A 25,976-nucleotide genomic window follows, 5' to 3' on the forward strand; every position below is an offset into this window, starting at 1 on the left:
CGAATCAGGACAGAATCGGCGCGCAGACGGAGCGGCCGTATCCGGGCAGGGGCACCACCGCGACGGCGACGCCGTAGAGGCGCTCCAGGCTCGTCGGCGTGATCGTCTCGGCCGGGGTGCCGAGGGCCGCGAGGCAGCCCTCGTGCAGCAGGGCGACGCGGTCGGCACAGAGGAAGGCGTGGTCGGGGTCGTGGGTCGAGAGGATTACGGCGATCCCGCCGCGCGCCAGCCGCCGCACCTGATCGAGAACCCGGGTCTGGTTGCCGAAATCGAGGCTGGCGGTGGGTTCGTCCATGACGAGGAGGCGCGGCTCCCCGGCGAGCGCCCGGGCGATGAGCACCATCTGGCGCTCGCCGCCGCTGATCTCGGTGTAGATGCGGTCGGCCAGATGCGTGATGCCCAGGGTCGCCAGCGCCCGTTCGGCGTGGGCGCGGTCGGCCCGGCCGGGGCTGGCGAAGGCGCCGAGGCGGCTGGCGCGCCCCATGAGGACGACGTCGCGGACCGAGAACGGAAACAGCGCGGCCTGCGCCTGCGGCACGTAGCCGAGGCTGCGGGCGAGGCGTGCGCGCGACCAGCCGGCGACGTCGGCGCCGTCGAGGAGAATCCGCCCCGATTGCTTGGGCAGGAGTCCCAGCAGGGTCTTGAACAGGGTGGTCTTGCCGCCGCCATTGGGGCCGAGAAGGCACAGGACCTCGCCGGCCGCGAGGCCGAAGCTGACGTCCGACCCGATCCTTCGGGTTCCGTATCCGAACGCGAGGGTCTCGACGTCGAGCAGCATCAGGCCCAGCCGCGCCGGCCGCTCGCGAGCAGCCACAGGAAGAACGGCGCGCCGATGAGGGCCGTGAGGATGCCGAGCGGCACCTCCACGGGCGCCAGCGTGCGGGCGACGATGTCGACGGCGAGCAGGTAGCCGGCGCCGAGCATCAGGGAGGCCGGCAGCAGGCGCCGGAAATCCGGGCCGACGAGGAGCCGGGCGACGTGGGGCACGAGGAGACCGATCCAGCCGATGACGCCCGTCACCGAGACGGCCGCCGCCGTGACCAGGGTCGCGGCCATGATGAGGAGCGGACGCAGGGCCCGGGTCTCGACGCCGAGCGCCCGGGCCTCTTCCTCGCCGAGACTCATGAGGTTCATGCGCCAACGCAGGAGCACGAGGGGTACGAGGCCCAGAACGATGGCCGGCAGGATGGCGCCGACATCCGTGAGCGTCACCGAGGCGAGGCTGCCGAGCAACCAGTAGGTGATGGCCGGCAGCTGGTTGTAGGGGTCGGCCAGGACCTTGATGAGGGAGATCGCCGCCCCCAGCACCGCCCCGATGGCGACGCCGGCGAGCACCAGGGTCAGCACCGGATCGTGCCGGCGCACCGTGGCGCCCACGGCGTAGACGGCCGCCACGGCGGCGAGGCCGCCCGCGAAGGCGAGCCCCTGGATCGCCGCCACGGGCAGGGACAGGAAGATGCCGAGCACCGCCCCGAGGCTGGCACCGGCCGAGACCCCGAGGATGTCGGGCGAGACTAGGGGATTGCGAAACAGCCCCTGATAGGTCGCCCCGGCCGCCGCGAGGGCCGATCCGACCACGAGGGCGGCGGCGACGCGGGGCAGGCGCACCCGCAACACCACCGTCTGGACCGTGGCGTCGGCGCCCGACGGCCATCCGAACAGCGCGGCGGCGAGCACGTCGAAGACATCGCCCATCGGCACCGCGTACCGGCCGGTGGCGAGCGCCACGACCGCGAGGGCGCAGAGCGCGAGGACGGGCAAGCCCCATCCGGCGACCGCGCGGACTCGCCGCCGCCCCGCCGGGAGGGTCAGGACCTCCGCCGTCACGGCGTCCGTACCCGTGGCGTCACGGCCCCGTCGAGGAGGGCGGCGGCCTGCGCGGGATCGAGCTCGACATGGTAGAACCGCCGGTAGAAATCGCGGGTGACCTCGGCCAGCGGCTGCGGGAACAGGTCGGGGTAGAGGGTGGCGGCGAGCCAGCGCACGCCGATGAGGCGGTTGGCGCCGGGCGGCGCATCGAACCAGCCGAACGGCAGCGTCGGCGCCTGGACCACGCGGCCGTCGCGCACGGCCTTCAGCCCGGCCCAGAGCGGGTCGGTGGCGACGGCTTTGCGGAAGGCCGGGTCCTGGGTCACGATCACGTCGGGGTTCCAGGCGAGCACCTGCTCCGGCGAGACGGTGGCGAGGCCGCCCTGCCCCGCCGCCACGGCGACGTTGCGGGCGCCGACGACAGCGAGCAGCTCGGCGTTGAGGGAGCCGGCCGGCGCCGTCTCGAGGCCCCGGGGACCGCGCGCGTAGTAGACCCGGGGGCGCCGCCCTTCGGGCACCGCCGCGAGTTTCCCCGTCACGTCCTCCAGGGTCGCCTCCGCATAGGCGGCCAGCGCTCCGGCCGCGGACGGTTCACCGATGAGGTCGCCGAGTTGCCGGTAGGTCTCGGCGGTCCTCGCGAAAGCGCCGTCGAGGATAACGTACGGAATGCCGGTCTGCGCCTGGACCCGGTCGGCCAGCGAGGCGTAGGTCGGTCCGGTGCTGCCGACATCGACGATGAGATCGGGTTTCAGGGCGAGCACGGCCTCGACATTGGCAGTGCCGCCGCGCCCGGTGAGGCGACCGGTGGCTGGCAGATCCCGCGTCTCGGGCGCGAGGTACGGGCGCTCCTCCGGGGACGGCGCGCGGACCCAGCCGACCATCCGGCCGGGCGCGAGGCTGTAGAGCAGCACCGAGGCCGGCGGCCCGGCGGCGAGGACGCGCGCCACCCGGTCGGGGATCTCCACCGTCCGTCCGGCCGCATCGGTGAAGGGCCGGGCCAAGGCCACGACGGGCATAAGGCATCCGAGCAAGAGGCATCCGAGGAGGACGGCGATGCCCGCCAGCGGACTTCGACACCCACGCCGGGGGGCGACCACAAGTTCGGATGTCGTCCGCGGGGCGCCGGTCGCCGAGGGTCGTGTCGGCACGCGCGGCGACACCGCCGCCCGCCCCGCCGATGGCCGGACCGTCATGGCCGACCCGGCGCGGGTAAGGGCCTCGATGAAGCGTCGCGGCATGACCCGGATCGTTCCGCCGAGACCCGAATCGCGGGAAAAGGCCTGCTCGTCGAAGGCGTGCGTCATTCGGGACTGCGTCATCCGAGAGTGCGGCTGGGCGAGGCCGTCGCGAGGCCGGTGGACGGCCCCTGCCGCCCGGGACCGTGGCTCGCGCTCACGGACGGATACCACACTCGGGCGTACCGCACCGCATGGGACGGACGCACACCACCCGCCCCTCGCGACCGGCCGACGACGGGCCGCGTTCCGGCCTCCGGGCATGACCAACAGGGGAAAGACCGGCCCCCATGAAGCGCGGGCGCCGATCGGCTCCGACTGCCCGTCAAGACGGCAGCTCTTCACATCGGACGGCGCTTGGATCCGAACCGTACGCCGCCCGAGCCCTGAATGAGAATGAATGTTCATTGACGTGAGAATGAATGTTCATTACACAGACCGCACGATCAGGAGTGCGTGATGGCCCTTCCCCACCGAGGCCGCTGGCCGGAATTCGACGTCCTGGGCACCAGCCCTTCGCGATCCGACTTCGCGCATCCCCAGTTCGCGCGGCGCGTCCTGGCGACCGCGCGCGCGGTCTGCACGCCGGGAAACCTCGTCCTGGCCGGAACGCTGGCCTTCGGCTGGCTCGCCCTCATCGGCTGGACCGGCGCCGGTCCCGAGAGCTGGCAGGCCCGGGTCTGCGCCGACCTCGATCGGCAGCCACGCGCCTGCGCGGTCGTCCAAGGGGCCGGCGCCCCGGATTCCGCCTCGTGAGCGCGGCCGCCGGCGCCGTCATCGACGCCCGGGGCAGTCAGGCCGCCCGGCGCGAGCACATTCTCGATGCGGCGGAAGCCTGCTTCGTACGCAATGGCTTTCATCGCACCACCATGCAGGACCTCGCCCGCGAAGCGGCCATGAGCCCGGGCAACTTCTACCGCTACTTCGAATCGAAGGAGGCCCTCGTCCTCGGCTGGGCCGAGCGCGAGCGCGGACGCGGGGCCCTCCTCGTCGCCGACATCGAGCGCCACGGCGACCGGCACGCGGCGCTGCTCGGCATCATCACCCGCTACTTCGCGTCGATCACCCGCGAGTCCGCGGTGCTGCGGATCGACATCTGGTCGGAGGCGACGCGCAATCCGGCTATTGCCAGCATGACGGAGCGGTCCGAGGCCGAGGCCAGGGCCTGGTTCATCGACACGTTCACGGCGCTCGCCAGCGCGCCCACCTGCGATCCGTCAGCCCTCTACGCCGTCGTCGAGCCCGTGATGAAAGGCATCATCGTCAACCGGGCCCTGCTTCCCGACTACGATCCGGTCACGGCGGCGGCGCACCTCTACGCGCTCCTCGAAGCGGGCCTGGCGGGCCGCCTGCCGCCCGCGTCCAAACTGGTTCTGGAGTTGCATCGATGAGCCCGGTCTCCAAGCGCGCCGTCCGGATCGGCACCCTGGTTCTCCTCAACGCGGTCGCCGGGGGCCTCGGCATGCCGGCCTGGGCCGAGACGACGCCCGCCAAGGCACCGCTCCCGCCCGCCGTCAGCGTGGTCGAGGCGCAGCGCCGCGAGATCGTCGAGACGGTGACCGTCACCGGCACCCTGGTGCCCCGCGACGAGATCCTGGTGACGCCCGAGATCGACGGCACCCGCATCACCGAGGTGCTGGTCGAGGAAGGGATGCGGGTCGAGCGCGGCCAGGTCCTGGCGCGCCTGTCGCGCGACCTCGTCGATCGCCAGCTCGCCCAGCAGAAGGCCCTCATCGACAAGGCGGCGGCCGTCGTGCCGCAGGCGCAGAGCAGCATCGAGCAGGCCGAGGCCGCCGAGACGGAGGCGCGCCTCGCCCACGACCGCGCCCGCCAGTTGCTCCAGACGGGCAACGCCACGGCGGTGATCCTCGAGAACCGCACCTCCGTCCTGCGGCAGGCGGAAGGCAAGCTGGCCTTCGCCCGCAACGGCCTGATCATCGCCAAGGCCGAACTCGCCCAGGCCCGGGCCGTGCGCGACGAACTCGAACTGCGGCTTGCCCGCACGGAGATCCGCGCCCCGGAGGCCGGCATCGTCAGCCGGCGCACCGCCCGCGTCGGCATGGCGGCATCCGCCGCGTCCGAGCCCCTGTTCCGCCTCATCGCGCGGGGGGAAATCGAGCTCGAGGGCGAGGTCATCGAGACGAAGCTGCCGCAGCTGCGCGAGGGCAAGCCCGCCTGGATCGTGCTGGGCGAGGGCGAACGGGTCCAGGGCAGCGTGCGCGCCATCTACCCGGAGGTCGACAAGGCCAGCCGGCTCGGCAAGGTCCGGGTGCGCCTCGATGCGGACCCGCGCCTGCGCATCGGCACCTTTGCCCGCGGCGGCGTCGAGCTCGCCCGCACCCGCGACGTCACCGTGCCCCAGGCCTCCGTTCTCTACGGCGCCGACCGGCGCAGCACCGTCCTGGTGGTCACGGGCGATCGGGTCGAGGCCCGCGAGGTCCGCACCGGTCTGTCCGACGACGAGGATATCGAGATCCGCAAGGGGCTCGACGCGGGCGAGCGGGTGGTGGCCCGGGCCGGCTCGTTCCTGCGCGACGGCGACCGGGTGCGGCCCGTCATGGTCGCGACACCGGCTCCCGCCGTCGCGGCGACGCCGTCGTCCCTGGCGACCGCCGAAGCGGGCGTTCCGTAGCCGCGCCGGCCCCCGCCGCTTCGCACCGGAGAGACTCGTCCCATGCGCCTGAACGTTTCGGCTTACGCGATCCGCAAGCCCATCGGGCCCCTGGTCCTGTTCCTGGTGCTGATCGTCCTCGGGCTCGTCAGCTTCCGGGGGCTCGCCGTCACGCGCATGCCCAACGTCGACGTGCCCATCGTCTCCGTGGCGATCACGCAGGCGGGTGCGGCGCCGTCGGAACTCCAGACTCAGGTGACGAAGTGGGTGGAGGATTCCATCGCCGGCGTGCGCGGGGTCAAGCACATCACCTCGGCCATCACCGAGGGCTCCTCCGTCACCACCGTCGAGTTCCGCCTTGAGGTGAACACCGACCGGGCCGTCAACGACGTCAAGGACGCGGTCTCGAAGATCCGCATCAACCTGCCGCGCACCATCGACGAGCCGGTGATCAGCCGCGTCGAGATCGCCGGCCTGCCGATTCTCGTCTACGGCGTCACCGCCCCGGCGATGACGCCCGCCGACCTGTCCTGGCTCGTGGAGGACAAGATCGCCCGCACCCTCCAGGGGGTGAAGGGGGTGGGCGGCGTCGAGCGCGTCGGCGGCGTCGCCCGTGAGCTGCGCGTGGTGCTCCAGCCCGACCGCCTCCTGGCGCTCGGCATCACGGCGGCGGACGTGAACCGTCAGCTGCGTCTCACCTCGGCCGACATGGCCGGCGGGCGCGGCGAGGTCGGCGGACGCGAGCAGTCGATCCGCACCTTGGCCGCCTCGCGCACCCTGCGCGACCTCAAGGCGACCTCCATCGTGCTGCCGGCGGGCCGCAAGGTCCGCCTCGACGACCTCGCCGCGGTGGAGGATTCCATCGAGGAGCCGCGCACCTTCGCGCGCTTCAACGGCAATCCCGTGGTCGCCTTCACGGTCTCGCGCGGCGCCGGCGCCAGCGACGCGGAGGTCGCGGCGGGCGTCGAGAAGAAGATCGCCGAATTCCAGGAAACCTATCCCGATCTCGTCTTCGAGAAGATCGACTCCTCGGTCTCGGCCACCATCGGGTCCTACGATTCGGCCATGCACACCCTCATCGAGGGCGCCGTGCTCGCCGTGATCGTGGTGTTCCTGTTCCTGCGCGAGTGGCGTGCGACCCTCATCGCCGCGGTGGCCCTGCCGCTGTCGGTGTTCCCGACCTTCTGGGCCATGGACGCCATGGGGTTCACCCTCAACGGCATCTCCCTGCTGGCCATCACCCTGGTGACGGGCATCCTCGTGGATGACGCCATCGTCGAGATCGAGAACATCGTCCGGCACATGCGGCTCGGCAAATCGCCCTACCGCGCCGCCATCGACGGCGCCGACGAGATCGGGCTCGCCGTCATCGCCATCACGGCGACCCTGATCGCTGTGTTCGCGCCGGTGTCGTTCATGGGCGGCATCGCCGGGCGCTACTTCATGCAGTTCGGTCTCACCATCGCGGTGTCTGTTTTCATGTCACTTCTGGTGGCACGCCTGATCACGCCGATGTTGGCTGCCTATTTTTTGCGCGATCTGGGTCACGCCGAAACGCGTGAGGGCCCGGTGATGCGCGCCTACGGACGCCTCGTCGGCTGGTCCGTGCGCCACCGCTTCATCACGCTGATCGTCGGGCTGGCGCTGTTCGCGGGGTCGCTGGCCTCCACGGGGCTGCTGCCGTCGGGCTTCGTGCCCAAACAGGACAACGCCCGCACCCTGTTCATGGTCGAGCTGGCGCCCGGCGCGCGGCTCGCCGACACCATCGCGGCCTCCGACCGGGTGGCGGCGCGCATCCGCGCCCTGCCCGAGGTGGTGTCGGTCTTCGTCGACGGCGGACGCCAGATGGGCGGCAAGAAGGAGACGCGGCTCGCCACCCTCATCGTCAACCTGACGCCGAAGAACCGGCGCGCGAAGAAGCAGGGCGCCCTGGAGACCGAGATCGCGGCCCTCCTCGCCGAGGAGCCGGACATCCGCTCGTGGACCCTGCGCGATTCCGGCCAGCGCGACCTCGCCCTCGTGGTCGGCGGTCCCGACCCGGAGGTGGTGACGGAGGTCGCCGCCCGGCTCCAGCGCGACATGGCGGCGATCCCGCACCTCGTCTCGGTAATGTCGACGGCGCCCCTCAACCGCACGGAGGTGCGCATCCGCCCGAAGGAAGGCTCGGCCGCCGATCTCGGCGTCTCCACCGACGCCATCGCCGAGACCGTGCGGGTCGGCACCATCGGGGACATCGGCCTCAACCTCGCGAAGTTCAACGCCGCCGACCGTCAGGTCCCGATCCGGGTGCAGCTGCCCGAGAGCGCCCGCGGCACCGTCGCGCGGCTGGAAAACCTCAAGGTGCCGGCCAAGAACAACTCTGCCGTGCCCCTCGCCACCGTGGCCGACATCGAGCTCGGCCAGGGGCCGGGCGCCATCGACCGCTACGACCGCGTCGTGCGCGTCGCCGTCGAGGCCAACATGGAGGGCTCGGACGCGCTCGGCTCCCTGATCCAGCAGGCCCTGGAGACGCCCACAGCGAAAAACCTGCCGCCGGGGGTGACGATCCGGCAGACAGGTGATGCCGAGATCATGGGCGAGGTGTTTTCGGGGTTTCTCATGGCCATGGGTGCCGGGATCATGATGGTCTACGCCGTGCTCGTGCTGCTGTTCGGCTCGTTCCTGCAGCCGCTCACCATCCTGTTCTCGCTGCCCCTCTCCATCGGCGGGGCGATCCTCGGCCTGCTGATCCTCAACATGCCGATCTCCATGCCCGTGGTCATCGGCATCCTGATGCTCATGGGGCTGGTGACGAAGAACGCCATCATGCTCGTGGACTTCGCCGTCGAGGAAATGGCGCGGGGCGTCGACCGGGTCACCGCCATCGTCGAAGCCGGGCGCAAACGCGCGCGGCCCATCGTGATGACGACGCTCGCCATGGCCGCCGGCATGGTGCCCTCCGCCCTGGCGCTCGGGGTCGGCGGCGAGTTCCGCGCCCCCATGGCGGTGGCGGTGATCTCGGGTCTCATCGTCTCGACCCTGCTGTCCCTGGTGTTCGTGCCGGCGGTGTTCCTGCTCATGGACAGCCTGGGGTGCGTCCTCGGCCGCCTGCTCGGGCGGCTGGTCGGGGCACGGGACGAGGCCCCGGAGGGCGTGGTGTCCCACGGGGCGTGAAGGGCGGACGCCGACCCTCCGTCGGACCGAGTAGCCCCCTTCCCGAGGTGACGCAGCGTCTTCGCGGGTCCCCTCTCCCCGCAAGCGGGGAGAGGGCATTCGCACGCCCGGCAGCGCACCCAACAGGATCGCTCCACAATTCGGAGAACGGCGCGGCCGGAGACGATTCCGGTCCACCGGCCGGGCTGGCCGGCGGATTGCATACAGGATTCCGTCCGGGCTCGGCCCGCCGAAGGAACCTGTGTGCGAATGATCGATTCAGCGACGTGTCTGACGGGTAAGTCCGGGACCAAGCGTTCCCGCGCCAAGGGCCGCCTTCTCGCGACAATCCTGCTGTCGGGCCTGATGATGCAGGCGGCCGTGGCGCAGGGAATCCTCAAGATCGGGATGACCGCCTCCGATATCCCGCTCACCACGGGCCAGGCCGACAATGGCGGCGAGGGCATGCGGTTCACGGGCTTCACGGTCTATGACGGCCTCATCAACTGGGACCTGTCCTCGGCGACGAAGCCGTCCGTGCTGGCGCCGGGGCTCGCCACGAGCTGGACGGTGGACCCGGCCGACAACACCAAGTGGACGTTCAAGCTGCGCGACGGCGTGATGTTTCACGATGGCTCGACCTTCACGGCCGAGTCGGTGGTGTGGAACCTCGACAAGCTCCTGAAGACCGACGCGCCGCAATTCGACCCGCGCCAGTCGGCGCAGGGACGCTCGCGGATTCCGGCGGTGGCGAGCTACCGGGCGGTCGATCCCCTGACCGTCGAGATCACCACGAAGAACCCCGACGCGACGCTGCCCTACCAGATCGCCTGGATCATGATCTCGTCCCCCGCCCAGTGGGAGAAGCTCGGCAAGAGCTGGGACGCCTTCGCCAAGACCCCGTCCGGCACGGGCCCGTGGAAGATGACCCTGTTCGCCCCGCGCGAGCGGGCCGAGATGGTCCCGTTCAAGGAGTATTGGGACAAGGCCCGGGTGCCGAAGCTCGACAAGCTCGTGCTGGTGCCCCTGCCGGAAGCCAACGCCCGCGTCGCGGCCCTGCGCTCCGGTCAGGTCGACTGGATCGAGGCCCCCCCGCCCGACGCCGTCGCGTCCCTCAAGGCCGCCGGCTTCGGCATTGTCACCAACGCCTATCCGCACAACTGGACCTGGCACCTCTCGCGCGCCGAGGGCTCGCCCTGGAACGACATCCGCGTGCGCAAGGCCGCCAACCTCGCCGTCGACCGCGAGGGCATGAAGGAGATGCTCAACGGGCTGATGATCCCGGCGCAGGGTTTCATGCCGCCGGGCTCGGCCTGGTTCGGCCACCCGACCTTCAAGCCGGGCTACGACCCGGAGGCGGCCAAGAAGCTCCTGGCCGAGGCCGGCTACGGCCCGAAGAAGCCCATCGTCACGAAGATCCTCATCGCGCCGTCCGGCTCGGGCCAGATGCAGCCCCTGCCGATGAACGAGCTCATCCAGCAGAATCTCGCCGACATCGGCATCAAGGTCGAGTTCGAGGTGGTGGAGTGGAACACCCTCATCAACCTGTGGCGCGGCGGCGCCAAGTCCGACATGTCCCGCAACGCCACGGGTATGAATTTTTCGTACTTCATCCAGGACCCGTTCACGGGGTTCATCCGGCATCTGCAGTGCAATCTGGCCGCTCCCAACGGCACCAACTGGGGTCATTACTGCGACCCTGAAATGGACAAGCTGTTCGACGAGGTCCGCACCACCTTCGATCCGGTCGCGCAGACCAAGGTGTTGGAGAAGGTCCACGAGAAGTACGTGAACGACGCCCTGTTCCTCATGGTGGCCCACGACACCAATCCCCGGGCCATGAGCTCGAAGGTGAAGGGCTTCATTCAAGCGCAGAACTGGTTCCAGGATTTTTCGCCGATCTCCATGGGCAAGTGATGATGCGCGACTGAGCGGGCGAACGCCCCTCTCTCCCCCCCTGTGGGGAGGGACCGAGGGTGGGGGTGGTTGGGTGACCCTCGACTGAGGCGGGTCACCCAACCACCCCCACCTCCAACTCCTCCCCGCAAGGGGGAGGAGGATCTCTCACATCGAGGGAAACCTTGGATGCCAAGATGCTGAGCTTCATCCTCCAGCGCCTCCTCACCGTCACGCCCGTGGCGCTCGGCGTCAGCGTGGTGTGCTTTCTCCTCGTCCACCTCGCCCCCGGCGACCCCTTGAGCGCCGTGCTCCCCGTGGATGCGACGCAGGAAACCATCGACGCCATGCGCACGGCCTACGGCTACGACAAGCCGCTGCCGGTGCAGTACGTGATCTGGCTCTGGCACGTGCTCCAGGGCGATCTCGGCATCTCCATCGCCACCGGGCGCCCCGTGGCACAGGAGGTCGGCCGCGCCGTGGTCAACAGCCTGATCCTCGCCTCCGTGGCGACGCTCATCGGCTTCACCTTCGGCATGATCTTCGGCTTCGTCGCCGGCTATTTCCGCAATTCCGTCCTCGACCGGCTCGCCTCGGCCGTGTCGGTGTTCGGGGTCAGCGTGCCGCATTACTGGCTCGGCATGGTGCTGGTGATCGTGTTCTCGGCCCAGCTCGGCTGGCTGCCGCCCACGGGCGCCGGGCCCGACGGCTCGGGCAACTGGCGGCCCGATCTCGAGCACCTGCGCTACATCATCCTGCCGGCAATCACGATGTCGGTGATCCCCATGGGCGTCATCGCCCGCACCGTCAGGGCGCTGGTCGGCGACATCCTTTCCCAGGACTTCGTCGGGGCGCTGCGCGCCAAGGGCATGAGCGAATTCGGCGTGTTCAAGCACGTCGTCAAGAACGCGGCCCCGACGGCGCTGGCCATCATGGGCCTGCAGCTCGGCTACCTGCTCGGTGGCTCGATCCTCATCGAGACGGTGTTCGCCTGGCCCGGCACGGGCTTCCTCCTCAACGCCGCGATCTTCCAGCGCGACCTGCCGCTCCTGCAGGGCTCGATCCTTGTCCTGGCGATGTTCTTCGTCGCCCTCAACCTCATCGTCGACGTCGTGCAGACGGCGCTCGACCCGCGCATCGAGAGGGGCTGATGGCACACACCGCGACACCGGCCATCGACATCGCCGGCGGGGCACCCCCGGCCCCGGCCGCCCCCGACGCCTTCGTGCCCTCGCGCGGGTTCTGGGGTCAGGTCGGCCACAAGCTCGTGCGCGATCCCGTGGCGATGACGGCGGCCCTGGTCATCCTGGCCATCGTGGCGATCGCGCTCCTGTCGCCGTGGATCACTCCCATGGACCCCTATCGCGGGTCGATGGTGCGCCGCCTCAAGTCCATCGGGGATTCCACCTACATCCTCGGCTCGGACGAACTCGGCCGCGACATGCTGAGCCGCCTGATGATGGGCGGGCGCCTGTCGCTGTTCATCGGCGTCACCCCCGTCATCCTCGCCTTCGTCATCGGCTCTGGGATCGGGATCCTCGCCGGCTACGTCGGCGGCTGGGTCAACACGGTGCTCATGCGGACCGTGGACGTGTTCTTCGCGTTCCCCTCCGTGCTGCTCGCCATCGCCCTGTCGGGGGCGCTCGGGGCCGGCATCTTCAACTCCATCGTCTCGCTCACCTGCGTGTTCGTGCCCCAGATCGCCCGCGTCGCCGAGAGCGTCACCACCCAGATCCGCTCGCGCGACTACGTCGATGCCGCCCGGCTCTCGGGCGCCTCGACCTTGACGATCCTCCGGGTGCAGGTGCTCGGCAACGTGCTGGGGCCGATCTTCGTCTACGCCACCAGCCTCATCAGCGTGTCGATGATCCTGGCCTCGGGCCTGTCCTTCCTCGGCCTCGGGGTGAAGCCGCCCGAGCCCGAATGGGGCCTGATGCTCAACACCCTGCGCACGGCGATCTACGTGAATCCCATGGTCGCGGCGCTGCCCGGCCTCGCCATCTTCATCGTCTCGATCTCGTTCAACCTGTTCTCGGACGGGCTGCGCTCCGCCATGGAGGTGAAGGCATGAGCACCCTGACAGGCGCCGTTCCCCAGGACCGCGACCGGGGCGGCCCGGCCCAGCCGCTCCTCTCCATCGACGGCCTCGTGAAGCACTTCCCCGTCAAGAAGGGACTCGGCGGCAAGAAGGCGGTGGTGCGCGCCGTGGACGGCGTCGACTTCAACATCCTCAAGGGCGAGACCCTCGGGATCGTCGGCGAATCCGGCTGCGGCAAGTCCACCACCGCGCGCCTCATCATGGGGCTGATGCCGCACGATCACGGCGAGCTGCTGTTCGACGGCGAGCGCATCGGCGGGCGCGCCCTGCCCTGGCGCGAGTTCCGGGCCCAGACCCAGATGGTGTTCCAGGACAGCTACTCGTCCCTCAACCCGCGCATGACCATCGAGGGCTCCATCGCCTTCGGGCCGCAAGTGCACGGCGTCCCCAAGCGTCAGGCCATCGAGCGGGCGCGCTCGCTGCTGGCCCGTGTCGGCCTGGAGCCAGCGCGGTTCGCCGCGCGCTATCCCCACGAACTCTCCGGCGGCCAGCGCCAGCGCGTGAACATCGCCCGCGCCCTCGCCCTCGAGCCCCGCCTCGTCGTCCTCGACGAGGCGGTCTCGGCGCTGGACAAGTCGGTGGAGGCGCAGGTGCTGAACCTGCTCATGGACCTGAAGCAGGAATTCGCCCTCACCTACCTGTTCATCTCCCACGACCTCAACGTGGTGCGCTTCATCTGCGACCGGGTCGCGGTGATGTACTTGGGCCAAGTGGTCGAGATCGGCCCCGCCGACACGGTGCTGGCCAACCCCGCCCATCCGTACACGGCCGCGCTCCTGTCCTCGATGCCGTCCATGGACCCGGACGCGCGCACGCAAGTGGCGCCGCTCGCGGGCGATCCGCCCAACCCCATCGACCCGCCTCCGGGCTGCCGCTTCCACCCGCGCTGCACCCTGGTGGAGGACGTGTGCAAGGCGACCGCCCCGCCGCTCGCCCCCGTCGATCCCGTGCACCGCGTCGCCTGCCTCGCCCGCCAGCCGGGCTCCGGCCACTCCGCCGCCCCCACCCTGTCGGTGGCCGCATGAGCACCGCCAGCACGCAACCAGCCGTCGCCATCCGGGGCCTGAAGGTCGTGTTCGGCGGTGTGGTCGAGGCCGTGGACGGGGTCGACCTCACCCTGGAGCGCGGCCAGGCCGTGGCCCTCATCGGCGAGTCGGGCTCGGGGAAAAGCGTGACGCTCCGCGCCATCATGCGCCTCAACCCCGAGCGCAGGACCCGGATCGAGGGCGAGATCCGGGTCTCGGGCCAGGACGTGATGACGCTCTCGTCGCGGGCCCTGCGCGCCCTGCGCGGACGCGAAGTGGCGATGATCTTCCAGGAGCCGCTCCTGGCCCTGGACCCGGTCTACACCGTGGGCAAGCAGATCACCGAGGCGATCCGGCAGCACGAAAAGATCGGGGCCGAGGCCGCGCGCCAGCGCGCGCTCCAGCTGTTCGAGCGCGTGCGCATCCCGAGTCCCGAGCGGCGCCTCGACGCCTATCCGCACGAGATGTCGGGCGGCATGCGCCAGCGCGCCATGATCGCGCTCGCGCTCGCCTGCCGGCCGCAGGTGCTGCTGGCCGACGAGCCGACCACGGCGCTGGACGCCACGGTGCAGATCCAGATCCTGCTGCTCCTGCGCGAGCTGCAGGCGGAGCTCGGCCTCTCGACGCTCTTCGTCACCCACGACCTCGGCGCGGCGGTGGAGGTCGCCGACCGGATCGCCGTGATGTATGCCGGCCGCATCGTCGAGGAAGGCTCGGCCCGGGACGTGGTGCTCAATCCGCACCACCCCTACACCATCGGCCTCATGCGCAGCCGCGCCGACGGGGCGCTCGCCAAGGGCTCGCGCCTCAAGACGATTCCGGGCTCGCCCCCCGATCTCGCCAACCGCCCGCCAGGCTGCCCGTTCGCCCCGCGCTGCTTCCTCGCCGAGGACCGCTGCAGCGTCGATGCCCCGCCGGACGTCGCCGTCGACCCCGGCCACCGAGCGGCGTGCTGGCGCACGGAGGCGGCGCACGCGGCGTTCCAGGGCGACCGGGCGCGGGTGCTGGAAGCGGCGGTTTGATTGCACCTATGAAAAGTCCGATGCCACCACGATAAATCGAGCGGTCGCGACGGAACTCCCTCTCCTGGAAGGAGAGGGTTGGGGTGAAGTGTGCGAACTCTCCGGAAAACTCTCACACCTCACCCTGTCCCTCTCCTTCCTGGAGAGGGGACCCGCGCCCCTCACTCTCAGGGCCGAACCGGTCTTCAGCAAAGTTCATCCCTCAAGGATAAGGAGCCTCCATGGGCACGGCACGGCACAACCTGCGGGTCGATGGAGCGCGCCTGTGGTCCACCCTCATGGAGACGGCGGCGTTCGGGGCGACGCCGGCGGGCGGCATCAACCGGCTGACCCTGTCACCGGCGGACGGGCAGGTCCGCAACTGGTTCCGTGACGCCTGCGAAGCGGCGGGCCTCACCGTCGGCACGGACGAGCTCGGCACCCAATTCGCCCTGCGGCCCGGCCGGGACAGCACACGGCCGCCCGTCGCCACGGGCTCGCACCTCGACACCCAGCCCACCGGCGGGCGCTTCGACGGGATTCTCGGCACCCTCGCGGGGCTGGAGGTGGTGCGCACCCTCAACGACGCCGGCCTCGAGACGGAGGCACCGATCCTCATCGTCAACTGGACCAACGAGGAGGGCTCGCGCTACGCCCCCGCCACCATGGCGTCGGCCGCCCATGTCGGCACCTTCACCACGGCCGACATCCTCGCCCGCACGGATGCCGAGGGGGTGAGCGTGGCGGACGCGCTGCGGACGCTCGACATCGTCGCCACCGAGCCGACGGGGTCCCGCGCCATCGGCGCCTTCGTCGAACTCCACATCGAGCAGGGGCCGATCCTCGAGGCCGAGGACAAGACCATCGGCGTCGTCGAGGGCGGCCAGGGCATCCTGTGGTTCGACGGCACGATCACCGGGTTCGAGAGCCATGCGGGCACCACGCCGATGCCGCGCCGGCGCGACGCGCTCCTCGGCCTCGCCGAGATCGCGCTCGCCGTCGAGCGAATCGCCCACGCCCATGGCCCGAGCGCGGTCGGCACCCTCGGCGAGGCGGTGATCGGGGCGCCGTCGCGCAACGTGATCCCGGGCCGGGTCCGCTTCACCCTGGACATCCGCGACCCGCGCGCCGCCACCCTCGACGCCATCGACGCTGAGCTGCGCACCGCCCTCGCGGAGATCGCCGGACGGCGGAATCTCGGCTTCACCCTCGACCTGGTGTGGCGCCAGGAGCCGGTGCCGTTCGACCCCGGAATCGTCGCGCTGATCGAACGGGGCGCGGAAAGCCTCGGGCTGCCCCATCGCCGCATGGTCTCGGGCGCCTCGCACGACGCCTGCAACCTCGCCCTCAAGGTGCCGACCGCGATGATCTTCGTGCCGTGCAAGGACGGGATCAGCCACAACGAGGCGGAATCGGCGACGCAATCCGACTGCACCGCCGGCGCCGACCTCCTGCTCCAGACCCTGGTGACCCTAGCCAACGCACCCGTGGCGGCGGCGCGCGGCTGATCCCTCAGCCGCGTTCCAGGGCGTCCACCGTCATAGCCCGCAAGCCATCCGGCAGGGCGATGAGCGAGCCGTGGACGGGGTCCGTGCGGTTGTAGGTGGTGGGGCGGCCCGAGAGGTCGCTCACTGAGCCGCCGGCCTCGCGCAGGAGGAGATCCGCGCCGGCCAGGTCCCAGTCGCGGGCATCCGACGAGACGAGTCCGACATCGATGGACCCGTCGGCCACGCGGGCGACGCGCAGGGCCAGGGACGGCACGCGCTCGACCACGACGAAGTCCGGCTTGACCCCATCTCGGGTGGCGCCGCGCGCGAGCCGGTCCATCATGGGCTTGGGCCCCGTCACCCGCGCGCCGGCGAGGGTCGCCTGCGACGAGGCCCGGATGGGTTCGCCGTTCCGGGTCGCCCCGAAGCCCGCCACCGCCTCGTAGAAATGTCCGCTCACCGGCGCGTGGACGAAGCCGAGCACCGGCTGGCCGGCGGACAGCAGCGCCACGGAGATCGACCAGTCGGGATGACCGCTGAGGAAGGCGCGCGTCCCGTCGATGGGATCGACGATCCAGACGAGGTCGGCCCCGAGGCGCAGGGCATCGTCCGCCGTTTCCTCGGAGAGCCACGCCGCCGCCGGCAGCAGGGCGCTCAGGCGGATCTTCAGGAAGGTGTCGACGGCGACATCCGCCTCCGTCACCGGCGAGCCGCCGGCCTTCGACCAGATCCGCGCGCCCGTCTGCTCGCCCGCCCGGTAGAACGGCAGGGCGAGGCCGGCGGCCTCGCGGATCGCCTCACGCAGGGCGGGCACGAGGGCGTGGGCTCGGGCGTGAGCGTCTTGGGCCTGAGCCGCATCCGGTGTCATCGTGGCGGGCATGCGGCTCCAGTCGGATCGGGTTCGGGCGGGGGACGAGGCTGGGGACGGAGCACGGAAGATGCCAAGCGCCGTGCCGATGCGCCGTGCATCCGTCGTCGAAGTCACTCTAAGGTGCTCGTCAGGCCGCCACAAGGATTGCCGCGCAGAGGTCGATACGCTGGGATCTCGAACATCGCCGCAAGGAACCGTTGAGCATTCTTGGCATGAGGGCCGCGTCCATATTCGCTTAACGCTCACTCTTAAGGTGGCTGGAGGAGGTTAGACGCAATTCTGCTTGTCATAGACGGACGGTCCGACAGAGGCCGTTGCCACCGACAGGGTGCCAGGGTGATGAACACTTTCGCGAACATGAACCACGCCGCAGCCGATGCCGCGATGCAGGACGACGCGCTCCCGACGATGCCCGCCTTCGTCGCAGCCCGCCTGCCGCTCATCGGCCGCACCGGCGCGCTGCGGCCCACGGGCGTCGCCCTCGCGTTCTCGGACGACGCCTCCGACGCGTGCGGCGAGGACCGGTTCGACCTGCTCCTCGTCGACGCCGAGGGAGCGGTGATCAGCCGCCTCGGCCCGTTCTGCGAGGACGAGGTCGTGGCCCTGTGGCGCGACGTGGCGGACAAGTCCGGCCTCCCACGGATGATCGTGAAGGAGGATGGCGGGCTCGCGGCCGTCTCGCGTCAGCTCGGTCCCGTGGCGCTGGGTCTCACCCGCACCCGCCGCCGCCACGGCCTGCTCTCCGGCCGCCGTCCGCGCTTCCTCGTCCGCCGCAAGACCGGCTCCCTGCCGGTGCGCCCGCTCATCCATCGCGGCGAGAGCGAGATCGCCTGCGGCGGCGTCTGCTGACGTTTCCTACTTCATCCAAGCCCGCAGGACGGCGTCGAGGGCGAGGCCTGCGAACAGGATCAGACCCGCGTCGCGGTTCGATCGAAACAGCCTGAGGGCCCCGCGCCCGTCCCCCGCCTCGAGGCGGATTGTCTGCCATCCGAGATGCGCGGCGAATCCGGCGACGCCGAGCAGGCCCACCACGCCCGCGCCCGCGCTCCAGGCGGCGAGCCCGGCGAGCCCGGCGGCGGCGGCGTAGCAGGCGCCGATGGCGGACTTCAGGCGCGGTCCGAAGGTGCGCGCCGAGGAGCGGATGCCCGCGATGGCGTCATCCTCGATGTCCTGCACGGCGTAGATCGTGTCGTAGCCCACCACCCACGCGATGGTGCCGGCGTAGAGCAGCCAGGCCGGGGCATCGAGGCGGCCGAACACGGCCACCCACCCCATCAGGGCGCCCCAGGCGAAGGCGAGGCCGAGCACGAGCTGCGGCATCGGCATCACGCGCTTCATGAACGGGTAGATCGCCACGGGGGCGAGCGACGCGATGCCGACCAGGATGGCGTCGGCGTTGAACTGCAGCAGCACCGCAAGACCGACGAGGGTCTGCGCGACCAGGAACACCGCCGCGTGGCGGGCGCGCACCTGCCCCGAGGGCAGCGGGCGCGAGCGGGTGCGCTCGACCTGCGCGTCGAGGTCGCGGTCGGCGATGTCGTTGTAGGTCGAGCCCGCCCCGCGCATGGCCACGGCACCGACGAGGAACAGGGCGAGGTGGACCGGATTCGGGAACGCCGCACCCGACGCGACGGCGGCCAGAGCCGCCGACCACCAGCACGGCAGCAGCAGCAGCCACCAGCCGATGGGACGGTCGATGCGGGCGAGGCGCAGGTACGGGCGCGTGCGCCGCGGCGCGCGGCGATCGACCCAGTGGCCAGCCACGGCATCGGCGACGGGGCGCTCGGGCGGAAGAGGGGCCGTCACGCGCATAGGGGACCGAAGTGACGACGGGGACCGCTCATCCCATGGCGTATGGCCGGGTTTTCCTCCGCGGCACAAGCCGAGGCAGGATCAGAGCGCGCCCTGCGGCATCTTCATCGCGCCGGTGAGGCCGGGGCCGCCGAGGAGGCCGCCGCCACCGCCGCCGTTCTGGGCCTGGGCCCGGCCCTGGGCTTCCATCTTGGCGGCCTGGGCAGCGATGCCGCAGATCTTGGTGCGGATACCGCCGACCTTGAGGTGATCGGCCTTGAAGCCCTCGGCGAAGGAATCCGGGATCGAGCACCACTCCTTGTTGGCGGTGATCCACTTCATGCCCTCGGTGCCGTTGCTCTGGAGCTTGCCGAACAGGGCGCAGGCTTCCTGCGGGGTCATCTTCTTCTTCGAGTTCGAGGCGGAGTTCGCCTTGGCCACAAGGTCCTTGCGCGCCTGGAGGGTCTTCTGGATCTCGCCGCACTCGGCCGCCTGGGCGAAGGCGGAACCCGTGACGAGCAGGGAGCCGGCGAGGGCGACGGCGACCGTCGCGATGTTCTTGAACGACATGCTCTGACTTCCCTTGAGTCTCCCCGACGCCCCGGCGGGAGCTCTGCCCCTGACCGCCGACGCGATGGCCGATCCGCTGCGGGACGTGGCGCGATCCGCGCGTTTCGACCCCGATTCGTGTTTCGCCATAGGAATGTGGCGCTATTCGAGTCGCAAACCGACGGGCGCGATCGGGCGTGGGCAAAGTTCGTTAAGATCGTGCCTGTGCTTATTCCGCAACAAACGGCGCGTTGACAGCGGTTGAGCGCCACGCGACCACCGCCGCCATGGCCGCCTACGATTTCACCGCCCCCCGTCTCCACGTCGAGGCCGACCTCGCGCCGGACGTGGTCCTGCCCCTCGATCGGGCGCAGGCGAACTATCTCCTCAACGTCCTGCGCCGGGGGCCGGACGACCCGGTGCTCCTGTTCAACGGCCGCGACGGCGAGTGGCGCGCCACCCTGGCGCAGAGCGGCCGCAAGAGCGCCGACCTCGTGGTCCGTGAGCGGACCCGACCCCAGACGCCGCGGGCCGACCTGCATTACCTGTTCGCCCCCCTCAAGAGCGCGCGCCTCGACTACCTCGCCCAGAAGGCCGTGGAGATGGGGGCCGGCACCATCCGGCCGGTCTTCACCCAGCGCACGCAGGGCGAGAAGCTCAACGCCGAGCGCCTGCGCGCCAACGCCATCGAGGCGGCCGAGCAGTGCGGCATTCTCACCCTGCCGGAGTTTCCGCCGGCCGTGCGGCTGCCTGCCGCGCTCGCCGACCTCGTCCCAGAGCGGCTGCTGGTGTTCTGCGACGAGGATGCTCCCCTGTCGGATCCCATCGCCGCCCTGCGGGGGGGGGCCGACCCGGCCTCCCCCCCGCCCCTGGCCGTGCTGGTGGGCCCCGAGGGCGGTTTCGCCCCCGAGGAGCGCGCCCTGATCGCGGCCCGGCCCAACACCGTCGCCCTGTCGCTCGGACCCCGCATCCTGCGGGCCGACACGGCGGCCGTCGTGGTCCTCGCCCTGGTGCAGTCTGTGCTCGGGGACACACGCTGAAGCGGCGCGCTGTCGCGTCCGTTGTTCGCGCTGCGGGCGTGGACTAAGGAGGCGACATCCCGATGGGGCTCAACCGACCCCGGTCGAACCGGCCTCTCACCCGAACGATTTCACGACGAGGCCAGCGCATGGCGCGCGATACGTCCGACACGACGCCGCTGACGACGCGGGACGAACTGATCGCCTGGTTCGCCGAGGGTGAGAAACCGCGCGCGCGCTTCTCCATCGGCACCGAGCACGAGAAGGTCCCGTTCTACCGCGACGGCAACCGGCCGGTGCCGTATGCCGGGGAGGCCGGCATCCAGGCGCTCCTCGAAGGTCTCGCGCGCGAGACGGGCTGGGAGGCCATCGAGGATGCCGGCCACCTCATCGGCCTCGCCGGCCAGGAAGGCGGTGCCATCTCGTTGGAGCCGGGCGGGCAGTTCGAGCTCTCCGGCGCGCCGCTCGCCGACGTCCACGCTACGGAATCCGAGCTGCGCACGCATCTCGAGGCCGCCAAGCGCGTGGCCGAGCCCCTCGGCATCGGCTTCCTCGACCTCGGCATGAGCCCGAAATGGACACGGGAAGAGACGCCCGTGATGCCGAAGAGCCGCTACAAAATCATGGCCGGGTATATGCCGAAGGTCGGGACGCTGGGCCTCGACATGATGCTGCGCACGGCCACCGTGCAGGTGAACCTCGACTTCGCGTCGGAGGCCGACATGGTCGCCAAGATGCGCGTCGCCCTGGCGCTCCAGCCCGTGGCCACGGCGCTCTTCGCCAACTCGCCCTTCACCGACGGGCGCCCCAACGGCTTCCTCTCGCGCCGCTCCGAGATCTGGCGCGACACCGACCCCGACCGCACCGGCATGCTGCCCCGCGCCTTCGCGCCGGGCTTCGGCTACGAGGCCTATGTCGATTGGCTCCTCGACATGCCGATGTACTTCGTCAAGCGCGGCGAGACCTATCACGACGTCTCCGGCGCCTCTTTTCGCGATCTGATGGCCGGAACGCTTTCCGCCCTGCCGGGCGAGCGCGCCACGGTATCGGACTGGGCCAACCACGCCTCCACGGCGTTTCCCGAAGTGCGGCTGAAGCGCTTCCTCGAGATGCGCGGCGCCGATGTCGGCGGCCCCGAGATGATCGCCGCCCAGGCCGCGTTCTGGGTCGGGCTGCTCTACGACGATGCGGCGCTCGCCGCCGCCTGGGACATCGCCAAGGGCTGGACCGACGCCGACCGCGAGTGCCTGCGCGCCACGGTGCCGCGCCTCGGCCTCGCCGCCCGCATCGGCGGCCGGCCCCTCGGGGCGGTGGCCGCCGAGGCCCTCGCCGTGGCGCGCTCCGGCCTCGCGGCCCGGGGCCGCCGCGACGCGCAGGGGCAGGACGAGACCCGCCACCTCCAGCCGCTCGAAGCCATCGTGGCGGCCGGACGCTCGCAGGCGGAGGTGCATCTCGCGGCCTACGAGGGCCGCTGGCAGCGCTCCATCGAGCCCGCCTTCACGGAGTGCGTGTTCTGAACCGGCCATCGCCTCCCGGCGGCGTGGAGGCTTGACTGTGGTCGTTCGGGAACGGTTCAGGCGCGGTGCCGTTCATAGGCATACCTGATCGCAAGACGGAGAAGTCTCGCATGTCGCGCATCCTGTCCCTCGCCCTCGCCGGCACCACCGCCATCGGCCTGTCCGCCGGCTCCTTCACCGCCGCCCAGGCGGCCCCGTTCCCGGCCCTCAACGCCGGCCAGATCGCCGGTGAGCGGGCGGGCGTCGAGAACGTCCGCTGGCGCGGCGGATACGGCGGCGGCTATTACGGCGCCGGCTACGGCCGTGGGTATGGCCGTGGTTACTACGGTGGCTACCGCCGCGGTCCCGGCATCGGCGGCGCCCTCGCGGCCGGTGCGGCGCTCGGTATCATCGGCGGCGCGATCGCGGCGAGCCAAGCGCCCCGCTACGGCTACTACGACCGTGGGTACGTCGGTGCCGGTTACGGCGCACCCGCCTACGGTTACGGCTACGATGCCCCCGCCTACGATTATGGCTACGCCGCACCGGCCTACGGCTATGGCTACCCGGCTTACGGCTACGGCTACTGACGCCTCCGCGGCCCGGTGCTCCCACCGGGCCCCGGTCCGGCCTGAACCCGTCGATGGCCCCGCGGCCTCGACGGGTTTTTCGTGTGAGGTCCGTCGCGAGACCCCAGGGCCGCGAAATCGCGTGACCGCGAGATCCCATGACCGACGAATCGCCAGAGCCCGTCGAACTCGACCTCTCGGGCCTCAAATGTCCCCTGCCGGTGCTGCGCACGCGCAAGGCGCTCCACGGCCTACCCGCCGGCGCGACCCTCGCAGTCCTGAGTACGGACCCCCTCGCAGCCATCGACATTCCGCACCTCGTGCGCGGCGAGGGCGATGCGCTGCTCGGCCAGGAACGCCGGGGCGGCGCGATCCGCTTCGTCATCCGGCGCGCGCCGCGCTGAAGCGAGATTCGCGTCACGACCCTTGCCTCAATCGTGCGACAACGCACTGGTAAGGCCCCCCGCGTCAGCCGTTCCGATTCGAACGGCGAGTGGGGAAAAAGCATGGCGCCAGTCATCCGTGGCACGCGGATCCTGCATGACGGTTGGAGCCGGTTTCTCGTCGCCGAGGTGACGATGCCGGACGGGACGCGTCTCGCCCGCGAGATCGAGGATCACGGCCGGGCCGTGGCGGTCCTGCCCTACGATCCGGCCCGCGGCGTCGCCCTCCTGGTGGAGCAGTTCCGGCCCGCCGCCCTCTACGCCGCCGGCACCGAATCCGTCCTGGAAGTTCCGGCCGGTCTCCTCGACGAGGCCGATCCCGAGGAGGGCGCGCGCCGAGAAGCCTACGAGGAGGTGGGCGTGCGCCTCGGCGCCCTGGAGCGAATCTCCTGCGGATGGAGCATGCCGGGCATCTCCACGGAGCAGATGGACCTTTTCCTGGCCCCCTACGGCACCGACGACCGCTCCGGCCCCGGCGGCGGCCTTGACGCCGAGCACGAGAACATCACCGTGCACGAGATGTCGCTCTCGACCCTGGCGGCCATGAGCGACACCGGCGCGATCACCGACATCAAGACGCTGCTCCTGATCTACGCCCTGCGCCTGCGCCACCCGGAACTGTTCGCGGGCCCCTGACGCGGGCGCCGGCTCCGTGCCTTGCCAGCCGGTCGAGGGGATTTCCCGCTCATCTGAAAAGGAGAGACGGACGGAATCGGAGCCGATCGCACGCTGAAAGCCGCACGGTCTCCAGGGGAAACCGGCGGCGATGCAGGGAAGGCCATCAGGGACGGGAGGAAGGGCGCTTCGGTGGGGTCGACGAACCGGAGCGCAGAGCGCGTCGGGGCGTGGCTCTCGTGAGAGGAGTGCCGCGCTTCGAACGACGCGTCAGCCGATCACGCGTGCTCGCGCAGAGCCACGGCCTCGGGGGCCATCCCGAAGCGCTCGGCGAGGTGCCAGCGCAGTTCGCGGGGCGAATGATAATTGTAGGAGGTGTCGATGAGATGGCTCAGGTCGGTCGTCTTGGCGCCGCGCGTCGCGGTCTGCTTGAGACGATCCACCCGGAAGGTCGCCGCGTCGGTGACGGGCGAACGGACGCTTCTGCGTCGGGTGTATTCGAACAACATGTTTTTGCTTGTGTACTTTCAGGTGTCGTGATGTGCGGGACCCCTTACGGGTCCGGTAGCGTCGCTTGATGGGGCGGGATGCCGGATCGATGCCGCGTTCCTCCCCGGAACGGTCATCGATGGACGGCGGCGGATGGCTCTCATGAGAACCGTTGGTGACGCCAGCCCTGAGGGCTGGCGCCGAGGGCGTCAGGCCGCCTGGAGGTTGCCAGCCGAGTCCTTGCCGCTGCGCTTGTCCGTCTGGATCTCGTAGGAGATCTTCTGGCCCTCGATGAGGTTGCGCATGCCTGCACGCTCGACGGCGGAGATGTGGACGAAGACGTCCTTGCCGCCATCGTCAGGCTGAATGAAGCCGTAGCCCTTGGTCTCGTTGAACCACTTAACAGTGCCGGTATTCACGTATAGATCCTCGTATCGTTCGTCGATCGACGGGCCATGTCCGGGGACACGGCACCGTAGATCCTCTCCTAAAACGTCCTGACGGGGATCAGCAGGACGTGAAACGCTTGGTCTTACAAGCGCCCGGCTCACCGATACCCGCTGGGATGATATGTAGGCGGTTCCTGCGGCGGCAACAAGGCATGCCGGCTCACGGAGGCCTGCGGACGGCCTGCGGCAATGGCGCCGACCGCTGGGATTCCGGTGCGTCCCGGTGCATATAAGGGTTCGGGTCCAGGCAGTTAGAACCGCCCACGAACACCCCCGTCGCGTCCCGCCTCGCCCGCGGGAGATCTCTCGCGGACCGGGGTTTGCGTGGGCCGTTCGGTGGCGATGCGGTTAGGCGGTTCATGGCGGGCATTTCGGTTTCCCTCGAAGGCGCGAACATTCAGCTCTCCTTCCAGAAGGACGATCAGGCGACGGCGGTGGTAATGGATGCGCGGGCCGCCCGTGCCCTGGTGCGGGCCGTCGGCCACCTCCTCATGGCCATCGACGAACCGGACGACACCGATGGCCCGGAGGAGATGGACGAGGACATGGCGATGCTCGACGTGACCTCGTCGGCCATCGAGGTGGGAACGGACGAGCAGGGTCAGGCCGTGGTCGCCCTCCAGGCCGGGGCCCTGCCGCCGTTCCAGCTGCGCCTAACGGACGAAGAGGCCCGCCACGTGGTGACGAGCCTCTCGGAAATCCTGAGTTCCCCGCGCGACGTGCGAACCTCGCACGGGGATCACTGACTACATGCGCACGCCGGGATCGGTGGGACCCCCGGGGAGGTAGTCCGGCTCGGAGCCGGGACCGGTGGGCTCGTCGATGCCCGGATCATTGACCGGATAGGGCGTGCGTGGACCGGTGGGGCCGATATCCGGCTGCTCGTCGGGCGGCGGCGGGGCCGGCAGGTCGCCGGGAATGCCGCCGGGCAAGGGTTCGGGAATCGGTAGGCCGGGATTGGCCATGCGGAACCTCCTGGGATGGGGGATGTGCTGACCAACACATGCCCCTGCGGAGGGTTCCGAGAGTCCGGGACGTCCCGGATGCGCCTCAGCGCTTCACGGCGGCCTTCTGGACCTTGGCCTTCTCGGGCGCCGTGCCGGCGAACAGTTCGGACAGGCGGCGCTGGTCGAGGCCGCGCGTCACGTCCGCGGACGGCGCGACGACGGGCTTTCGGGCGTCGATGGACCCGGTCGTCACCGGATCGGGCAATGCCGCCACGGGCCGGGGCGCGGCCGCGGGCTCGCGTTGCAGGCGCATGGTCCAGTGCGCGGCGGTGGAGAGGGCGGCGATGGCGAGGATCGCCTTGATGCCACCGGTGAGGAGGCGTCTCATTGAGGTCAGGCCCGAAGCTACGCGGTGGCACGCGACCGGTTCCCCGGCCTTGCCAC

Annotated in this window: 27 protein-coding genes; 17 read left to right on the forward strand and 10 right to left on the reverse strand. The window is 70.5% G+C overall.

What is annotated here, in order from left to right:
• Positions 1–4: 4 nt before the first annotated feature.
• From MKK49_RS03630 to MKK49_RS03640, 3 genes are read right to left on the reverse strand one after another with little or no spacing between them, the layout of a single operon-like run.
• The gene (locus tag MKK49_RS03630) at positions 5–778 is read right to left on the reverse strand and encodes an ABC transporter ATP-binding protein (protein WP_244026700.1); all 774 of its coding nucleotides are present in this window, start codon (positions 776–778) and stop codon (positions 5–7) included.
• Positions 778–1,812, reverse strand: a complete 1,035-nt coding sequence (locus tag MKK49_RS03635) for a FecCD family ABC transporter permease (protein WP_409565017.1) — start codon at positions 1,810–1,812, stop codon at positions 778–780. The genes MKK49_RS03630 and MKK49_RS03635 overlap by 1 nt, the downstream gene beginning before the upstream one ends.
• Positions 1,813–1,823: 11 nt before the next feature.
• Positions 1,824–2,825: an iron ABC transporter substrate-binding protein gene (locus MKK49_RS03640; protein ID WP_244026702.1), complete on the reverse strand. Its 1,002-nt coding sequence runs from the start codon at positions 2,823–2,825 to the stop codon at positions 1,824–1,826.
• A 678-nt stretch (positions 2,826–3,503) separates the two neighbouring features.
• Between MKK49_RS03640 and MKK49_RS03645 the strand changes: the two genes are divergently transcribed.
• The 10 genes from MKK49_RS03645 (at position 3,504) to MKK49_RS03690 (ending at position 16,315) form a co-directional block, all read left to right on the forward strand.
• The gene (locus tag MKK49_RS03645; RefSeq protein WP_244026703.1) at positions 3,504–3,800 is read left to right on the forward strand and encodes a hypothetical protein; all 297 of its coding nucleotides are present in this window, start codon (positions 3,504–3,506) and stop codon (positions 3,798–3,800) included.
• Complete coding sequence (locus tag MKK49_RS03650; protein WP_244026704.1) at positions 3,797–4,435, forward strand: TetR/AcrR family transcriptional regulator; 639 nt, start codon at positions 3,797–3,799, stop codon at positions 4,433–4,435. The genes MKK49_RS03645 and MKK49_RS03650 overlap by 4 nt, the downstream gene beginning before the upstream one ends.
• 71 nt (positions 4,436–4,506) lie before the next feature.
• A complete protein-coding gene (locus MKK49_RS03655) occupies positions 4,507–5,676 on the forward strand; it encodes an efflux RND transporter periplasmic adaptor subunit (RefSeq protein WP_244026811.1) in 1,170 nt (389 codons plus the stop codon).
• Positions 5,677–5,718: 42 nt separating this feature from the next.
• Positions 5,719–8,808: an efflux RND transporter permease subunit gene (locus MKK49_RS03660; protein WP_244026705.1), complete on the forward strand. Its 3,090-nt coding sequence runs from the start codon at positions 5,719–5,721 to the stop codon at positions 8,806–8,808.
• A gap of 345 nt (positions 8,809–9,153) precedes the next feature.
• Complete coding sequence (locus MKK49_RS03665) at positions 9,154–10,704, forward strand: ABC transporter substrate-binding protein (protein ID WP_244026812.1); 1,551 nt, start codon at positions 9,154–9,156, stop codon at positions 10,702–10,704.
• A 176-nt stretch (positions 10,705–10,880) separates the two neighbouring features.
• Entirely contained in the window at positions 10,881–11,834 is a 954-nt protein-coding gene (locus MKK49_RS03670; protein ID WP_244026706.1) for an ABC transporter permease, read from the forward strand.
• Positions 11,834–12,754, forward strand: a complete 921-nt coding sequence (locus MKK49_RS03675; RefSeq protein ID WP_244026707.1) for an ABC transporter permease — start codon at positions 11,834–11,836, stop codon at positions 12,752–12,754. Before MKK49_RS03670 ends, MKK49_RS03675 begins: the two co-directional genes overlap by 1 nt.
• Complete coding sequence (locus MKK49_RS03680; protein ID WP_244026708.1) at positions 12,751–13,806, forward strand: ABC transporter ATP-binding protein; 1,056 nt, start codon at positions 12,751–12,753, stop codon at positions 13,804–13,806. The genes MKK49_RS03675 and MKK49_RS03680 overlap by 4 nt, the downstream gene beginning before the upstream one ends.
• Positions 13,803–14,828 (forward strand): ABC transporter ATP-binding protein, encoded by a 1,026-nt coding sequence (locus tag MKK49_RS03685; RefSeq protein WP_244026709.1) that lies wholly within the window; start codon positions 13,803–13,805, stop codon positions 14,826–14,828. The genes MKK49_RS03680 and MKK49_RS03685 overlap by 4 nt, the downstream gene beginning before the upstream one ends.
• Before the next feature lie 221 nt (positions 14,829–15,049).
• A complete protein-coding gene (locus MKK49_RS03690; RefSeq protein WP_244026710.1) occupies positions 15,050–16,315 on the forward strand; it encodes a Zn-dependent hydrolase in 1,266 nt (421 codons plus the stop codon).
• Positions 16,316–16,319: 4 nt separating this feature from the next.
• On the opposite strand, the gene MKK49_RS03695 is transcribed toward MKK49_RS03690, so the two are convergent.
• Positions 16,320–17,174: a 3'(2'),5'-bisphosphate nucleotidase CysQ gene (locus MKK49_RS03695; RefSeq protein WP_244026711.1), complete on the reverse strand. Its 855-nt coding sequence runs from the start codon at positions 17,172–17,174 to the stop codon at positions 16,320–16,322.
• A 330-nt stretch (positions 17,175–17,504) separates the two neighbouring features.
• Here MKK49_RS03695 and MKK49_RS03700 point away from each other — a divergent pair, with 330 nt between their 5' ends.
• Positions 17,505–18,014 carry a DUF6101 family protein gene (locus MKK49_RS03700; protein WP_409565013.1) on the forward strand — a complete coding sequence of 170 codons (510 nt, stop codon included), beginning with the start codon at positions 17,505–17,507 and terminating at the stop codon, positions 18,012–18,014.
• Positions 18,015–18,020: 6 nt separating this feature from the next.
• On the opposite strand, the gene ubiA is transcribed toward MKK49_RS03700, so the two are convergent.
• Both ubiA and MKK49_RS03710 read right to left on the reverse strand, forming a co-directional pair.
• On the reverse strand, positions 18,021–18,977 hold the full coding sequence (ubiA, locus tag MKK49_RS03705; RefSeq protein WP_409565014.1) for a 4-hydroxybenzoate octaprenyltransferase: 957 nt from the start codon (positions 18,975–18,977) through the stop codon (positions 18,021–18,023).
• A gap of 81 nt (positions 18,978–19,058) precedes the next feature.
• Positions 19,059–19,526 carry a hypothetical protein gene (locus MKK49_RS03710; RefSeq protein WP_244026713.1) on the reverse strand — a complete coding sequence of 156 codons (468 nt, stop codon included), beginning with the start codon at positions 19,524–19,526 and terminating at the stop codon, positions 19,059–19,061.
• Between the two features lie 266 nt (positions 19,527–19,792).
• Between MKK49_RS03710 and MKK49_RS03715 the strand changes: the two genes are divergently transcribed.
• The 5 genes from MKK49_RS03715 to MKK49_RS03735 all read left to right on the forward strand — a co-directional run bounded on the left by MKK49_RS03715 (position 19,793) and on the right by MKK49_RS03735 (position 23,668).
• The gene (locus MKK49_RS03715; protein WP_244026814.1) at positions 19,793–20,545 is read left to right on the forward strand and encodes a 16S rRNA (uracil(1498)-N(3))-methyltransferase; all 753 of its coding nucleotides are present in this window, start codon (positions 19,793–19,795) and stop codon (positions 20,543–20,545) included.
• Between the two features lie 128 nt (positions 20,546–20,673).
• Entirely contained in the window at positions 20,674–22,041 is a 1,368-nt protein-coding gene (locus MKK49_RS03720) for a glutamate--cysteine ligase (RefSeq protein ID WP_244026714.1), read from the forward strand.
• 110 nt (positions 22,042–22,151) lie between these two features.
• Positions 22,152–22,610, forward strand: coding sequence for a hypothetical protein (locus tag MKK49_RS03725; RefSeq protein WP_244026715.1), 459 nt, complete (start codon positions 22,152–22,154; stop codon positions 22,608–22,610).
• Positions 22,611–22,747: 137 nt separating this feature from the next.
• Positions 22,748–22,993 (forward strand): sulfurtransferase TusA family protein, encoded by a 246-nt coding sequence (locus MKK49_RS03730; protein ID WP_244026716.1) that lies wholly within the window; start codon positions 22,748–22,750, stop codon positions 22,991–22,993.
• Between the two features lie 102 nt (positions 22,994–23,095).
• Positions 23,096–23,668, forward strand: coding sequence for an NUDIX domain-containing protein (locus tag MKK49_RS03735; protein ID WP_244026717.1), 573 nt, complete (start codon positions 23,096–23,098; stop codon positions 23,666–23,668).
• A gap of 257 nt (positions 23,669–23,925) precedes the next feature.
• Here MKK49_RS03735 and MKK49_RS03740 read toward each other — a convergent pair whose 3' ends face one another.
• Positions 23,926–24,156 (reverse strand): AsnC family transcriptional regulator, encoded by a 231-nt coding sequence (locus tag MKK49_RS03740; RefSeq protein ID WP_244026718.1) that lies wholly within the window; start codon positions 24,154–24,156, stop codon positions 23,926–23,928.
• Between the two features lie 189 nt (positions 24,157–24,345).
• Positions 24,346–24,555, reverse strand: a complete 210-nt coding sequence (locus MKK49_RS03745; protein ID WP_055956856.1) for a cold-shock protein — start codon at positions 24,553–24,555, stop codon at positions 24,346–24,348.
• Between the two features lie 389 nt (positions 24,556–24,944).
• Here MKK49_RS03745 and MKK49_RS03750 point away from each other — a divergent pair, with 389 nt between their 5' ends.
• Positions 24,945–25,331, forward strand: coding sequence for a hypothetical protein (locus MKK49_RS03750; protein WP_244026719.1), 387 nt, complete (start codon positions 24,945–24,947; stop codon positions 25,329–25,331).
• Here the strand turns inward: MKK49_RS03750 and MKK49_RS03755 are convergent, their stop codons facing one another.
• A complete protein-coding gene (locus MKK49_RS03755; RefSeq protein ID WP_056166762.1) occupies positions 25,332–25,550 on the reverse strand; it encodes a hypothetical protein in 219 nt (72 codons plus the stop codon).
• A gap of 85 nt (positions 25,551–25,635) precedes the next feature.
• A complete protein-coding gene (locus MKK49_RS03760) occupies positions 25,636–25,920 on the reverse strand; it encodes a hypothetical protein (protein WP_244026720.1) in 285 nt (94 codons plus the stop codon).
• Positions 25,921–25,976 lie beyond the last annotated feature (56 nt).

Source organism: Methylobacterium sp. J-090, from assembly GCF_022829345.1.
Lineage (GTDB): Bacteria > Pseudomonadota > Alphaproteobacteria > Rhizobiales > Beijerinckiaceae > Methylobacterium.